At 42.1% G+C, this 14,697-nt stretch carries 12 protein-coding genes; 6 read left to right on the plus strand and 6 right to left on the minus strand.

Annotation, left to right across the window (positions count from 1 at the left end):
• Positions 1-19 precede the first annotated feature (19 nt).
• Both F957_RS08010 and F957_RS21925 read left to right on the plus strand, forming a co-directional pair.
• Positions 20-976 carry a FecR family protein gene (locus tag F957_RS08010; RefSeq protein WP_016541816.1) on the plus strand — a complete coding sequence of 319 codons (957 nt, stop codon included), beginning with the start codon at positions 20-22 and terminating at the stop codon, positions 974-976.
• A 66-nt stretch (positions 977-1,042) separates the two neighbouring features.
• Entirely contained in the window at positions 1,043-3,550 is a 2,508-nt protein-coding gene (locus F957_RS21925; protein ID WP_016541817.1) for a TonB-dependent siderophore receptor, read from the plus strand.
• An 85-nt stretch (positions 3,551-3,635) separates the two neighbouring features.
• Here the strand turns inward: F957_RS21925 and F957_RS08000 are convergent, their stop codons facing one another.
• The 6 genes from F957_RS08000 to catM all read right to left on the minus strand — a co-directional run bounded on the left by F957_RS08000 (position 3,636) and on the right by catM (position 11,710).
• The gene (locus tag F957_RS08000) at positions 3,636-3,971 is read right to left on the minus strand and encodes a DUF3325 domain-containing protein (protein WP_016541818.1); all 336 of its coding nucleotides are present in this window, start codon (positions 3,969-3,971) and stop codon (positions 3,636-3,638) included.
• Positions 3,971-5,668: a PepSY-associated TM helix domain-containing protein gene (locus F957_RS07995; protein ID WP_016541819.1), complete on the minus strand. Its 1,698-nt coding sequence runs from the start codon at positions 5,666-5,668 to the stop codon at positions 3,971-3,973. Before F957_RS07995 ends, F957_RS08000 begins: the two co-directional genes overlap by 1 nt.
• Positions 5,669-5,672: 4 nt before the next feature.
• Complete coding sequence (locus F957_RS07990) at positions 5,673-6,020, minus strand: DUF3649 domain-containing protein (RefSeq protein WP_016660421.1); 348 nt, start codon at positions 6,018-6,020, stop codon at positions 5,673-5,675.
• A 60-nt stretch (positions 6,021-6,080) separates the two neighbouring features.
• The gene (locus F957_RS07985; protein ID WP_016541821.1) at positions 6,081-8,915 is read right to left on the minus strand and encodes a TonB-dependent receptor domain-containing protein; all 2,835 of its coding nucleotides are present in this window, start codon (positions 8,913-8,915) and stop codon (positions 6,081-6,083) included.
• 321 nt (positions 8,916-9,236) lie between these two features.
• Positions 9,237-10,502: an OprD family outer membrane porin gene (locus tag F957_RS07980; RefSeq protein ID WP_016541822.1), complete on the minus strand. Its 1,266-nt coding sequence runs from the start codon at positions 10,500-10,502 to the stop codon at positions 9,237-9,239.
• A 290-nt stretch (positions 10,503-10,792) separates the two neighbouring features.
• Entirely contained in the window at positions 10,793-11,710 is a 918-nt protein-coding gene (catM, locus tag F957_RS07975; protein ID WP_004654826.1) for a cis,cis-muconate-binding transcription regulator CatM, read from the minus strand.
• Positions 11,711-11,814: 104 nt separating this feature from the next.
• Between catM and F957_RS07970 the strand changes: the two genes are divergently transcribed.
• The 4 genes from F957_RS07970 to F957_RS07955 form a co-directional block, all read left to right on the plus strand.
• Positions 11,815-12,924, plus strand: a complete 1,110-nt coding sequence (locus tag F957_RS07970; RefSeq protein WP_016660422.1) for a muconate/chloromuconate family cycloisomerase — start codon at positions 11,815-11,817, stop codon at positions 12,922-12,924.
• A 14-nt stretch (positions 12,925-12,938) separates the two neighbouring features.
• The gene (gene catC, locus F957_RS07965) at positions 12,939-13,229 is read left to right on the plus strand and encodes a muconolactone Delta-isomerase (protein WP_004654828.1); all 291 of its coding nucleotides are present in this window, start codon (positions 12,939-12,941) and stop codon (positions 13,227-13,229) included.
• 105 nt (positions 13,230-13,334) lie between these two features.
• Positions 13,335-14,255, plus strand: a complete 921-nt coding sequence (gene catA, locus F957_RS07960) for a catechol 1,2-dioxygenase (RefSeq protein ID WP_016541824.1) — start codon at positions 13,335-13,337, stop codon at positions 14,253-14,255.
• Between the two features lie 119 nt (positions 14,256-14,374).
• On the plus strand, positions 14,375-14,697 hold a 323-nt coding region (locus F957_RS07955; RefSeq protein WP_016660423.1), incomplete at its 3' end, for a 3-oxoacid CoA-transferase subunit A.

Genomic DNA, 14,697 nt, shown 5'->3' on the forward strand with positions numbered 1-14,697 from the left:
CTGAGTTTTCTTTGTTGCTATGTCTCAAACCCCGAAAATCCCTGATCATGTATTGGATCAAGCCGCCGATTGGCTGGTGCTCTTACATTCAGGTGAAATGACTGAGTTACAGCAACAACAATTTGAACAATGGCAGGCAGAAAAACAAGAACATGCCTTCGCCATTCAGCACATCAATAGATTTACACAGGGCTTATCAGGTTTATCCAACCATTTTCCCTCAGAATCCTTAGTCCAGTCCAAGCAAAAATTTAATCTGAGCACGAAACGAAATATGCTGCTCAGCCTGTCAGGATTGATGGTTATCGGTTGCGGCATATATCTATTGCCTTGGGCAAAATGGCAGTCTGATGATCATACCAAGGTCGGTGAAATTAAAACTGTTGCACTGCAAGATGGTTCAACCTTGATCTTGGCCAGTGATAGTTATATCAAGGTGGATTTCTCCGAACAGACTCGGCAAATTCAACTGATCGAAGGTGAAATTTATATCCAAACCGCCAAAGATCCACAACACCGCCCCTTTATGGTCAACACCAAAGATGGTGCGATTGAAGCTTTAGGCACTCAATTTACGGTGCGCCAAGAACAAGATGATCAAACTCGGGTCAAAGTCTATCAACATGCAGTCGCTTTACAGCCGCAGGATTCTGGGCAACGGCAGATTTTACAGCAAGGTCAACGTGCATATTTCGACAGCCAACAGATCTCTAAACCGTTGCCATTGAATAATGAGCAACCTTACTGGACTCAACAATTACTGGTGGTAGAACAATGGCCACTAGAAAAGGTCATTGGTGAACTGTATCGTTATAAAAAGGGCACTTATTTCATCACACCTGAATTAAAAGACCTTCGCGTTTCAGGCGTGTTTTCATTAAAGAATCCTCAACAAAGCTTAGAGACACTGGCCTATACGCATCAACTTGAGCTGAGCTACTACACTCCATATGTATTAAAAATAAAAAAAAGATAAAAAGATGATCCTTTTTTCAATCTGATCCGACTTATAGAGAAATACACTCCCAGTTGAGAAGACCACATGAAGGATTATCAGGCGAAAACGACCTTAGCGCTGGCTGTACGCGCCGTTTTATGGGGCATGCCACTCAGTATTGCCAGCATTGCAACAACGTCTGCTTATGCTGCTAATGTTTATCAGATTTCAATTAGCTCAACCACACTCGACCAAGCATTGAAGCAACTCGCCATTCAAACTGGAACGACCATCAGTTATGACTCGACTGCGCTTGCAAAAATAAAAAGCGTTTCACTGAAAGGGAATTATTCAGTAGAAACTGCTTTAGAGACTTTGCTCAAACCACATGCATTTGAAGCAGTCAAAGTTGCCAATGCTGGATATAGCATTCAAGCCAAAGCAACTGTGGCTGCTATTGAACCTAAAGTGGTTCAATTAGAAGCAATTCACACCAAGGCAAATACAACTGAATTAAATCAAAATAGCGAAACTGGCGTCGCACAATTAGCAACGATTCATTTGAGTGCCGATAAAGGCAAAAATCTCACCACAGAAGGTTCTGGTTCCTATACAGCCAAAGCAACAACAGCATCGACAGGGTTGGCTCTTTCACTCAAAGAAACGCCACAATTGGTGAGTGTCATTACCCGCCAACAAATGGAAGATCAAAACCTGACGCAACTGACCGACGTTGTTTCACAGGCCGCAGGATTAAGCATTAACCAAAGCGGTAACATTGGCAGTGATAATTCGCCTATTTATGCACGTGGTCAAACGGTTGATAACTATTTGCTCGATGGCGTAAAGCTGATGAGTTCATATAGTAGTATTTTCCAAAGTCAGGACACCGCTTTATTTGACCGTGTTGAAGTCGTACGTGGTGCAAATGGTTTAATGACTGGTGCAGGCTCTGCCAGTGCCAGTATTAATATGGTACGAAAGAAACCTCTACAAGATTTTAAAGCCTCTGTCAGCACTAGTGCAGGTTCATGGGACACATATCGTACCGATGTCGATGTTTCAGCCCCATTAAACCAAGCTGGAACAATCCGCGGACGTACCGTTTTAGCCTATCAAACAGGTGACTCTTATATCGACCGCTATAGTGAAAAACGTAAAATTGCCTACGGTGTCGTTGAGGCAGACCTTACAGAAAGAACCAAAGCCAGTTTAGGAATCAGCTATCAACAGATGGATATTTCAGGTATTGCCCGCGGCGGTTTACCTTCATTTTATACCGATGGCACTTTAATTAATTGGTCACGTTCGGACTCAAACGCTGCAAGTTGGAGTAAGTCTGATCGAACAACAACAGCTTATTTTGCAGATGTGGAACACCAGTTTAACGAACGCTGGAAACTCAAAGGTATCATATCTCGTACGATCACAGCCTCTGATGAAATTGTCGGTTATGGTTACTCGCGTTCAGGAATTAATAAAGAAACTGGGGCTGGTACTTTACTTTATGGATCTCATTGGGACTACGAACCAACTCAGGACTTATTTAACTTAACCTTAAATGGTTCATTTGACTTATTTAAGCAAAGTCATGATCTGGTTTTAGGTACCACCTACACCAAAAGTAAAAATAAACGCCCAACCTATTCGGGTTGGAGTGTGAACACTTTAGATAATATTTTCGAATGGGATGGAAATACACCTACGCGTCCTGAAATGCCAATTGGTGGCTGGTACAGCAATGATGAAAAGAGCCAATCTGTATTTGGTGCGATACGTCTAAAACTTGCAGATCCACTGGCAGTGATTTTAGGAACACGTTTAGAAAATTGGCAACGCATAGATAAGGACTACACCAACTCTAATCAAGAACTCGTTCCTTCAAAACGTGAAGAAAAAAATAAATTCATTCCTTATGTTGGTATTACCTATGAATTAACAGAGCAATGGACAGGTTATGCAAGCTATACCAATATTTTCTTACCACAAGATAAGCAAACCACCACAGGTAGCTATATCGATCCACTGATCGGAAATAGCACAGAACTGGGGATTAAAGGTGAATTCTTTGATAACCAACTAAACTTTGGTGCTGCAATATACCAAACTCAAGAAGATAATAAAGACATTGCGATAGAAGGAGCAACGACACCAAATGGCTCTCAAGCATACCGTACCGAATCTGGTACAAAAAGCCGCGGCTTTGAGTTAGAAACCACAGGTAAACTCACTGATACTTGGCAGCTCTCTGCCAGTTTTTCTCGAAATCTATCTCAGGACAAAAATGGCAAAAACTTAAATACCAGCATTCCAAACAACACGGCTAAACTATTTACCACTTATACTCTGCCTTATCTCGATGAAGCACTAACAATTGGTGGTGGCGTTCGTTGGCAAAGTGAAATTTATCAAGATGGTGGACCAAATGGCGTTCGCTTCACTCAAGACAGCTATGCTTTAGTCGACTTAATGGCACGTTATAAAATCAACGAAAATCTGTTGGTAAATTTCAACCTAAATAACCTGTTTAATGAAAAATATCATTTGGCGACCACCAATAGTTATTATGGTGCGCCAACTAATTTCCGCGTGGGTTTGAAATATGACTGGTAAGCCAAACTAGCCTTATCTTTCATTCACAAATAAAAAGAGGAAACGAAAGTTTCCTCTTTTTATTTAACTACGATGCAGCCAAAGCTTAAATCAAGGTCACAATCAGCATTAGCCCAAATAAAACAGTCATAATCACATTGGCCTGCAAGAGTTTTTTAGGCTGATACGTTAGTAATAAGCCCACCGCCAAAGCAGCAAAGGTGATACACCCCAACCACTCAGATAAGCCGACAGAAGCCCCTTTTAAATAAATCATGACCAACGCAGATATAAGAAGAATTACCCAACCTGTAATTTCAAAACATCGGCTCGTTTGAGCTGAAATCTGAGAACTAAAAATATCACGCTGATGCTTACTCATCCCGCACGCAAGCGCCGATAAGGCCACCACAGCAACACACCACAACATCATTGCTGCCATTATGCTTGCTCCTGTACAGCTTGAACCTTAGGCTGTTTTTTCTGCTTCAGTGGCAGGCCTTGGTAACGCTTTAACTTGTAGTACGAATAGATAAAAATCAGACCTAAAATAATACACACCAGATCAAAACTGGCGATCATCCATTGTCCATGATAGATACTCATCCACAACGCCTGCCCGCCTGTAAGGAAATTCAGGATAGGCATAAACAGGAACAGTACGGCTGCTAAAGCCAGTTGTTCCAACCATGCGGGACGATGCGCTCGAATAGCCGCATGAATTAAACACAGCAGCCATACGATAAAGAACACATTAATCTCTAACGGAGAACGTTCTGCCAACTGAGCTGGGATAAAACGATTGGCAATAAAATAAGCCGCACAGGCAATTGGTAGACCTGTGATTGCAGCAATATTCAGAACCTCAACTACGCGATGACCAAACGGCTTATATCCCAGTTTCTGCACGTCTGGAATACGTTTCACCACCCACAAAATCAGACCTGAAGCCACCATCATGGTACCCAAGATACCCGATAAAAATAATAACCAACGTAGGACTGAATCCACACCATGTGCCATATGTAACCAAGTCACTAAGGTATAAATGGCTTTTGATGCCGAGTTAACAGGCTTGGCTTCATCAATCAGTTGTCCTGTCACCGCATTAAACTTCATTGAAGGAATGCTTTCTCGATCAAGCAATGTGGTGGTATGGGTTGCATTGAACTGAACGTCTGCTTCTACGGTATTCGGTTTATTCACACGAATTGAAGCAATCGGATTATCTGCCCAACCTTGTTGAACGTAATGACTTAATGTCAGCAAATTCACCATCGGTGCTGCTGCAAGTACAGGTGCTGCTTGTTCGGCCTCACCACGACGGCCCCCCCCTCGATTGCCACGCCCTTCCTCTGCTGCTTGTTTTTGTTTTTGCTCTGCCAATAACCGTGCTTGCTCAGGTGTTTTAGCAACAGGTTCATTCAGCATTTGATAGAAATTCTGACCGTTTCCATAATGGCTGTTCATCGCCCAAGGCATAAACATGAACATTAACAGCAGCAAACCACTAAAGGTGATCATGATATGAAAAGGTAAAGCAAACACAGCCGTTGCATTATGAGCATCGAGCCATGAACGCTGTCCTTTGGCTGGACGGAAAGTAAAGAAATCTTTGAAAATCTTTTTATGGGTGATAATACCGCTGATAATCGCCACAAACATGAATAAGGTTGCGATACCAACAATCCAACGCCCCCATATACGTGGCATACCATAAAGTTCAAAGTGGAAGCGATACAAGAAACCACCACCGCGCGTTTCTCGCGCTTTAATCTCTTGGCCCGTTTGAGCATCTAAATAGATTTCACCACCCCGACGGCGGCCTTCACCCGGCTTACGGATATTCAGCATAATGGCAGGTTGGCGTTCATTGGCAAAACGGATATTCCAACTTTCGGCAGGCTGCCCATTTTGCTGCAAATACTGTAGTGCATAACCCAATTGTTGCTGCTGTGAAGTATTATTCACAGACTGATGCAATTCAGGTTTCATCCACACCGTAATTTCATTTTGGAAAAAACTGAGCGTACCCGTCAGAAAAACTGCATAAAGCAACCATCCCAAGAGCAGGCTTGTCCATGTATGTAACCATGACATCGACTGGCGAGGGCCTTCATTTTTACCATCAACACGCATGACTTTACCCTTTTAAAAACCAATAAATCAACGTCATCAATACACTGGGAACAATAACGCCTAACCAGACTTTCGAGGTAGAGTTGACCAGAAACACCCAAATGAACACGGCACAATGAATCACAAATGCCAGCATGGTCGCCCCAAACACGGCATTGGCTTTGGAAGGTTCAGCTGAAAACAGGAAACCCATCAACATTGCAGCAATCGCAGCAAAGTAATAACCACCAAAAATGGCCAAGACAAAACGTGAAAAAATCATCAATCGATATTTAATCAATGATGATTGTTCCACCTTCTTTTTTGTGATCCTCTTGGCGGAGGCCAAGGGCACAGACGCTTCAATATTCATAAAAGATACCTAGTCTGGTGACGATGATGCAAAATAATCGCCACCAGCATTTCAGGAAGATTAGAAAGAAAACTTAAGGTTTAGATAATATTGGCGACCACGGACATCACTGTATTTACTGAGGTAAGACTGAGTTCCAGACATGTCGACCGTGTAATCGTTAAATAGATTTTGAATACCGAAACTCAATTCGCTTGAGCTGTGTTTTAGCAACTTACTGCTCGGCAATTTCACTTTGGCAAAAATGTCATGGTAGATTTGATCTTCGATTTTTAATTTTTGATCGGCACGACCCGTTTGATTCAAAATCGCAGTCGCATTAACCATGTCATAAGAACCATAATATTGGCTTGCCCAACCAAAGCCCCAATTGTCATTGGCTTGTAGATAAATCGAGGCATTGGCACGATGTTTTAGCGGTGCATCGGATACCGCGCCACCCACCACACTGACAAAATTCTTCTCTGGGTCAATCAAATTATGTTGTTGGCGATATTCATTGACATGGGTATAGCCCAAATTAAAGGTGGTTTCTCCAATCACGCTATCAAAACGATAATTTAAATTGGTATCGATCCCACTGGTTTTAAGGTTTAAAGCATTGAATGGCGTGATATCAATTGAAACCACATCGCCAGCTTGATTGCGTTGAATGCGGCTACCATATTTGCTTTGATTGTCTAAAATATATTGCGCACTGATCGAACTGATATTATTGGTTTTTTTGATGTTGTAATAATCAATGGATAAGCGCAAATCTGGAATCGCCTCAGGGGTTAATACAATCCCGGCATTAATACTTTTTGAGCTTTCTGGGGTCAGATCTGGATTACCGCCAGAAATGCTTTCATACGTGCTAATGATTTTACCCGTTGCTGGATCAGTTAATGTCGCTCCCGTCACTTGGGTCGACGTCGCTTGAGAAATCTGAGAGACTGATGGTGTCACAAAACCTTCGCTATAAGACGCACGGAACATCAATTGGTCATTCGGCGCGAAGCGAAAACCTACTGTTGGCGTGATCGCATCAAATTTTGATTTACCAGAATCACTATAATTTAAGAACTTGGAACGATAGCCCGTAGCAGGATCAATTTTACTGTCATATTGCGGTATCTTGGCTTGGACATTGAAATCCTCATAACGTGCAGCCAGTTGCACATCGAGTAATTTGGCGAAAGGTAAATTCAGCTCAGGTGAAATCAGAGGAATATTAAATTCCGTGTAAACACTGGATGCATTGCTCTTACGTTCAGTCTGCTTCACCCAAGGATTGTCGACATGTTGATGTTCCGCAAAGCCTTCACTTTCATAACGGCGATGCTCAATCCCCGTTGCCAATCGAATATCACCTGCATACCATTTTCCGATCGGACCTGTGGCTCGAATCGAGAAATCATTTAAAGTCTGCTGCGTATTATTTTTTGGATAGTTCCAGTATTTTGAAATTAAGTCCGTTGGTGTGGTGGTGAAATCTTGCAGAAAATCAATTGCATTATTAGCGGTATCTTTGTTCCATGCACTGGCTTTCGGATTTCTGCTACCTTGACGCGTATAACGTTGACGAATATCCGATTTACTCCATGCATAATCTGCCGAGAGTATCCATTCTGGTGTCAGGTCAAAGCTAAAGCCTGTTGCTATTTTCTTCTGGGTGGTTTCAAAGGTGTCCTTGGCAAAGCCACCTAGGCTATCCAAACGCATTGGATAATTCACCAGAATATCCTTGCCAAAAGGATTATGCGGACTATCTTTGCTCACTGTTACCACGTTATAACCGTGCGGTGAGGTATTAAATGACCAACCCTCTTCTTTTTCATAGCCCGCCTCAAGAAACACATTCAGACGATCAGTAAAATCACGATTTAAAGAAAGACCAAAGGCTTCGGTCTTAGTATCGTAAAGTAATCCCTCTTTACCTGACCAGCCACTCACTCCATCTGACAAACCCAATGCATAGCCTTGACCTAATTTGCTCAGATCGCCATTCCAACCTTTGGGAAGATGTGCCATAGATGAGCCCCATCCTGGCACTAATTCAGAACCATCTTTACTACGAATATTGGTTAAATTGCCTGCAGGCGGGTTGACCTTGTCCCCAATAAGACTATTCGGATTATTTTTTAAAATATTTTGGCGAGATTTATTTTTCCAGTCACGTTCACTCGCTAGCAAACTATCTTGATCTTTTTTGGAAGCAGTCAACATCACATGGGTACGGCCATCTTCCAGAGAAAAACCTGAAACCAAATTAAAAGATTTGGCGGGTTGTTGATTATCCACGGTATCGCTATAGCGCAGATTCACTTCGGTGCCAACATAGTCTTTACGCAAAATTACATTGATTACTCCACCAATCGCCCCACTGCCATAAATCGCAGCAGCGGATGTCGGTAATACTTCAATCCGTTCAATTGCAGCCAATGGAATATTATTTAAATTAGGCTGATCGGTAGATTCAGAAGTACCACGACTGCCTGTTCCCGCACTACGGCGACCATTAATTAACACCAAAGTTTGACTAGCACCAAGTCCACGTAAATTAATTTGACTCGATGTACCTGAGAAATAGCTGGAATTATTGGTTGAGGTCGCCATCGGCAATACTTTAGACAATAACTCGGTGACTGTGGTGGTACCTGAGCGCTCAATCTCTTCCCGCTCGATCATGGTGTAGGCTTGGACATCATCTTCGCTACGTGGAATATCCATATTGCCTGATTTATAGGCAACATCGGCCTTACTTGCCGTCACTGCAATGGTCGGCAGCGTCGAGGCTTTATCTGCACTATCTTGTGCAAATACCTGTGGAGATGACAACACCAATAGAACAGAAATGCAGAGTGTTGTTCTAATAAATTGAGATGATTTGAGAGAGTTATTTTGTTCTAACACGTAAGAACCTTAATTCATTATTAAAAATTTCGTGAATAATACACAAAACAAACAAAAATGACAATAATAATGATAATTATTATCAATAATAACATTAGCACCCCATATCTCTCCATGTTTTAAAGTCATCAATAACAACAACAGCTTATATGATGGGGTAAGGTGATCAATCCGTCTTAACAGCGGATAAAGTGCTCAACTTTAGAAAGATGCAGAGCTAGCTTTTTGTAGGTTTTAGTGATTATGATTAAAAAAAATAAGCCCATCTTATTCGCGAATTTGAATAAGATGGGCTGTTCAATTCTTGTATTGAATCGACAATTAAAACTTATGTGTATACGTCGTCATAATTCGATTTTCGACAAAATCTGTGCCTGGATTATTGCCCGCACCATATTTAATATCGGCTCGGATATGTCGCCATTCAAAGCCTAAACCTTTCAGTTTACCTTCAGGTACGGTGTAATTAACGATCACATTCTTCTCGGTTTCTTTATTATCCTTAAAACCTTCCCGATAGATTTCACTGCCATTTAAATAGCGTAATGTCAATTTTAACCCGGGGATACCTTGCTCTTTAAAGTCATAACTATATAAAACATGCCAAGTGAACTCTTTGGCTTTGTAGAAAGCAATTGCAGACCAACTCTGTAAATAAGCTTGTGGTACATAACCATTCAACAAGGGAATATTGTCCTCACCCATATGCTTTTGCAAACCTGTCAAAATGGTATGTGGTCCATTTTGCACACTGGCTTGCAGACCGATTGACTGGACATCAATATCGCCAAAATAAGCATCGCCATCTTCTTTATAGTTAAAGTAGCGGGCATCCACTTTAAGCTTGCTTTTGTTGACCGTTTCAGTAAAGGCCGCACTCAAATATTGTTGTTGATAAATATCTTCAAGCTGCCCAAACCAATATGAACCCGTCAACTGAGGGGTAAAATTATAATCGAGACCCAGAAAATTCAGCCCATCACTTCTTTTGTTTGGGTCTGTCGAGTTGCCTAAGGTAAATTTTCGATATTCATCATCATCTCGAGCATTCACATGGGTAAACCGCCCTGCTGACACTTTTAAATTTTTGATGTCTTTGCTTTCTAGCATTGCACCTGCATAAGTGGTGACCAATTGCCGAGAATCATCAATAAACAGTACTGGTGTTTTTGGGAAAAGCTCACCGACTTTCAGTTCGGTATTGTGATATTTAAATTTTAAAGTCGCGCCTAATTTTAAATAATCACGCTCCTGCCGACCTTCGTGCTGATCATATTTAAATACAGTATCCAAACGTTCATCATAGCGATCCGTTAAACGCAGTGCATATTCAAATCCCAGATCCAAACCGACTTGAATCGGTGTATCGGTATAGCCAGATTCAAAGCGTCCTGTCATCGCCTGAGACCAACTGCCCAGATCTTTATTGGTATTTTCAAAATCCCGTTCTAAGTAGAAATTACGTAGATAAATGCTTTTTTCGCTGTCTTCAAAAAAATCGGCATAAGCCGCATTGATGTTTAGACAACCAAAGAGTGTATATAAGGCTACGCGCTGTGCTTTATACAGCGTATCTGGTTTTAACATGGGAAATCCTTTCCTGAGTATTTGAAATTCTTATTCATTCACGCTGAGCGTTAAGACCGCCCTCACAACTGAGACTCTGCTTGCCGATACCTTTAAAACTGATATAAATTCAGAAAGATATATTTGAACAAATATTGGCCACACCTTATTATTTGAATTATTAATGTAATTTTCCATAGATAATGAAGTATATAGTTATACCTTTTAAGTCTAGTTTTAGGTCATTTTTACCACAATTTAAAAAGCGATCATGATGACCGCTGATAAATAAACTTTGTGCCTAGAATGGCTTAATCACCCTCTAGTTGGATCGGAATACCTTCCTCTTCAAATACCTGCTTAATGCATTCTAAAATCTGCGGTAGGTATGGACTCTGATCCATATTGCGCACCGCCAATGAAATTGGGGTATAGGCTTCCAAATCCAGAATGGGGATATACACCAGATTTTTCATGCCGATATCACTGGCACTTTCTGGAATCAGGCAAATCCCCTCACCTGATGACACCAAACCAAGCGCCATATGAATTTCACGTACCTCGACCATGTCTTTAGGCACCAGACCCAAGTCGGTAAAAATCGACTGAATCAAGGTGGAAAAGTTTGGCTTTTGCGTGGCAGGATAAGAAAAGATAGGTTCATCAATAATCTGGGACAGATAAATCCCCTGATCGATAAAGCGGGTTAAATGATGGTTTTTATGAATGGCTAATTTGAGTTTTTCTTTGCGCAATAAAATCCGTTTAATCGCAGGATCACTAATTCTTAAACGTCCAAAGCCTAAATCGATTTTACCCAGCTTCAACGCTTCGATCTGATCCTTGGTACCATGTTCAATCAACTCCACCTGAATATCAGGATGATTTTGACGGAATAAATAAATCACTTGCGGTAACAGTGCATAAAGTAGTGAACTGACGTAGCCAATACGCACAATCTTATTCACCGTGCTAATGCGTTTTGCCATGGAAGCCGCTTGGGCGGTATGGGTCAAAATCTGCACCGCATGCTGATAAAAGAACTGCCCCGCTTCTGTGGTTTTCACAGGTCGCGAACCACGTTCAAATAACAGGATACCCAGTTCCTCTTCTAGCTTTTGGATCTGCCGGCTTAATGGTGGTTGTGCAATGCATAACTTTTCTGCGGCTTTGGTAATGCTCTGTTCCTCGACCACTGTCACAAAATAACGAAGATGTCTTAATTCCATTTAATATACCTTTTAAGTATCTAAAAATACCAAATTCAGCCTAGTTATAGATATTACATTAATTTAGGGTATGTAAATAGCTCAGGACGAAAGAAATACCCAAGATGTATAAATCCATAGAAACCCTACTTGTCGAGATCCCAACTATCCGCCCACACAAGATGGCGGTTGCAACCATGCAAACCCAAACCTTAGTCCTCATCAAAGTGACAACAGAGGATGGTTTGATTGGTTGGGGTGAAGCAACGACCATTGGTGGTTTAGGTTATGGAGATGAAAGTCCTGAAAGTGTCAAAACCAATATCGAGCATTACTTTTCGCCATTGTTAAAAACTTTGGACAGTTTTAATGTGGCTCAGACACTTCAGGCCATTCAACACAGCATTAATGGGAACCGTTTTGCTAAATGTGCCATTCAAACAGCACTATTGGATATTCAGGCACAACGTTTAGGTCTACCGCTCAGTGAAGTGTTAGGTGGGCGCCTACGTGATAGCGTTCCTGTACTTTGGGTTTTGGCCTCAGGCAATACTGAAAAAGACATTGCTGAAGCAGAAAAAATGGTTGCGTTAAAACGCCACAATGTGTTCAAGCTCAAAATCGGCTCTCGCCCCGTTGAGCAAGATGTTGAACATGTACTGGCAATTAAACAAGCCTTAGGCTCAGACATTTCGATCCGTGTCGACGTTAACCGTGCATGGTCTGAGTTAAATGCGATTAAAGGGATTCAAATGCTTCAGGATGGCGGAGTCGATCTGATTGAGCAACCGTGTGCAATTCACAATATTGATGCCATGCAACGCCTAACGCGCAAGTTCGATATTGCCATTATGGCGGATGAATCTTTAACCGGTCCGCAAAGTGCGTATCAACTGGCAAAAAGCAATGCAGCCTCAGTGTTTGCAGTAAAAATTGCCCAATCTGGCGGTCTGATTGAAGCCTGTGAAGTCGGAAAAATTGCCAATCTGGCAGGGATCGATCTTTACGGTGGCACCATGTTAGAAGGTCCAGTTGGCACCATCGCTTCCGCACATGCCTTCTCTACCTTTAGCAATTTAGCCGCTGGTACGGAACTGTTTGGTCCACTGTTGCTTACGGAAGAAATTTTAAAAACACCGCTTCAATATGGCAATTTTGAACTCAAAATTCCAACTGGCCCTGGTCTCGGTATTGAACTGGATGAAGACAAAATCGACAACCTGCGTCGTCAATAATTCAAGGAGTTGCCATGCTTTTTCATGTACGAATGGATGTAAATATCCCGCTCGATATGCCAGTTGAACAGGCCAATCAAATTAAAGCTGTTGAAAAGGCCTATTCACAAGATTTACAGCGTCAAGGTAAATGGCGTCATATCTGGCGCATCACCGGACAATATTCAAACATCAGTATCTTTGATGTGGATAGCAATGAAGAACTGCACAATATTTTACAGGGATTACCGTTGTATCCCTACATGAATATTGAAGTGATGGCGATGAATCGTCATCCATCAGCCATCCGTGAAGACGATAGCTAAAGAAGATCAGAACAGAATTTAAACAAGGAATGTGGCAAGCCAAGCAAGCAGCAAAACAGCAAGTCCGCGAGCCACCAAAAATTATCATACTTCAGGAGATTATGTATGAACCGTCAAGAAATCGATGCACTGGTTAAAAAAATGAATGTGGATACCGCGACAGGTGAAGTCAATCCACGTGTACAACAAATCGTAGTTCGTCTGCTTGGTGATCTGTTTCAAGCGATTGAAGATTTAGACATCTCGCAAAGCGAACTATGGAAAGGTCTGGAATACTTTACCGATGCAGGTCAAGCCAATGAACTCGGTTTATTGGCAGCAGGCTTAGGCCTTGAGCATTATCTAGATTTACGTGCGGATGAAGCTGATGCCAAAGCAGGCATTACGGGTGGAACACCTCGTACCATTGAAGGTCCACTCTATGTGGCTGGTGCGCCTGAATCTGTCGGTTTTGCCCGTATGGATGACGGTTCTGAATCTGACAAAGTCGATACCTTATTCATCGAAGGTACAGTGACTGATCCTGAAGGTAATATTATCGAAGGTGCTAAAGTCGAAGTTTGGCATGCCAACAGCCTCGGTAACTATTCATTCTTTGATAAGTCCCAATCTGACTTTAACTTACGCCGTACCATTTTGTCTGATGCCGATGGTCACTATGTGGCACAGACTACTATGCCTGTCGGTTATGGCTGCCCGCCTGAAGGGACCACACAAGCCGTGCTGAACTTGCTCGGCCGTCATGGTAACCGCCCTTCTCATGTGCATTATTTTGTGTCTGCACCGGGCTATCGCAAATTAACCACACAGTTCAACATCGAAGGTGATCAATATCTATGGGATGACTTTGCATTTGCAACACGTGAAGGCTTGGTCGCTACTGCTGTTGATGTGACGGATGAAGCTGAACTTGCTCGTCGTGGTGTGAATAAGCCATTCAAACACATTACCTTTAATGTTGAATTGGTGGCAGAAAAAACAGGTGCACCAAGCACTGAAGTTGACCGTCGTCGTGTCGGTGCTTAACTTCCCAGAATCACTGTGAGCTAGACCTTAGCTCACAGTTTTTAAATTTCTATGCATACCCGTTTATACAGCAATCTGTATGTATAGAAATTTGAAAACATGGATAAAAGGTTGGCCTTATGATTGATAAAAGTAAGCTCTCATTGACTGAGGCATTGTCACAGATCAAGGATGGCGCAACCATCATGATTGGTGGCTTTGGCACCGCAGGACAACCCGCTGAACTGATTGATGGATTAATCGAACTTGGTATTAAAGACCTTGTCATCGTCAATAACAATGCCGGTAATGGCGATTATGGTTTGGCTAAACTGCTTAAAACAGGTGCGGTACGTAAAATTATCTGTTCCTTCCCACGTCAGTCGGATTCATGGGTCTTCGATGAACTGTACCGTGCGGGCAAGATCGAACTGGAATTGGTGCCACAAGGCAATCTGGCGTG

It is taken from the genome of Acinetobacter gyllenbergii CIP 110306 = MTCC 11365 (genome assembly GCF_000413855.1).
In the GTDB taxonomy this organism is placed as follows: domain Bacteria; phylum Pseudomonadota; class Gammaproteobacteria; order Pseudomonadales; family Moraxellaceae; genus Acinetobacter; species Acinetobacter gyllenbergii.

Coding starts and splice junctions, on each gene's coding strand:
- F957_RS08010 (WP_016541816.1), top strand. CDS start 20: ATGTCTCAAACCCCGAAAATCCCTGATCATGTATTGGATCAAGCCGCC.
- F957_RS21925 (WP_016541817.1), top strand. CDS start 1,043: ATGAAGGATTATCAGGCGAAAACGACCTTAGCGCTGGCTGTACGCGCC.
- F957_RS08000 (WP_016541818.1), bottom strand. CDS start 3,971: ATGGCAGCAATGATGTTGTGGTGTGTTGCTGTGGTGGCCTTATCGGCG.
- F957_RS07995 (WP_016541819.1), bottom strand. CDS start 5,668: ATGCGTGTTGATGGTAAAAATGAAGGCCCTCGCCAGTCGATGTCATGG.
- F957_RS07990 (WP_016660421.1), bottom strand. CDS start 6,020: ATGAATATTGAAGCGTCTGTGCCCTTGGCCTCCGCCAAGAGGATCACA.
- F957_RS07980 (WP_016541822.1), bottom strand. CDS start 10,502: ATGTTAAAACCAGATACGCTGTATAAAGCACAGCGCGTAGCCTTATAT.
- catM (WP_004654826.1), bottom strand. CDS start 11,710: ATGGAATTAAGACATCTTCGTTATTTTGTGACAGTGGTCGAGGAACAG.
- F957_RS07970 (WP_016660422.1), top strand. CDS start 11,815: ATGTATAAATCCATAGAAACCCTACTTGTCGAGATCCCAACTATCCGC.
- catC (WP_004654828.1), top strand. CDS start 12,939: ATGCTTTTTCATGTACGAATGGATGTAAATATCCCGCTCGATATGCCA.
- catA (WP_016541824.1), top strand. CDS start 13,335: ATGAACCGTCAAGAAATCGATGCACTGGTTAAAAAAATGAATGTGGAT.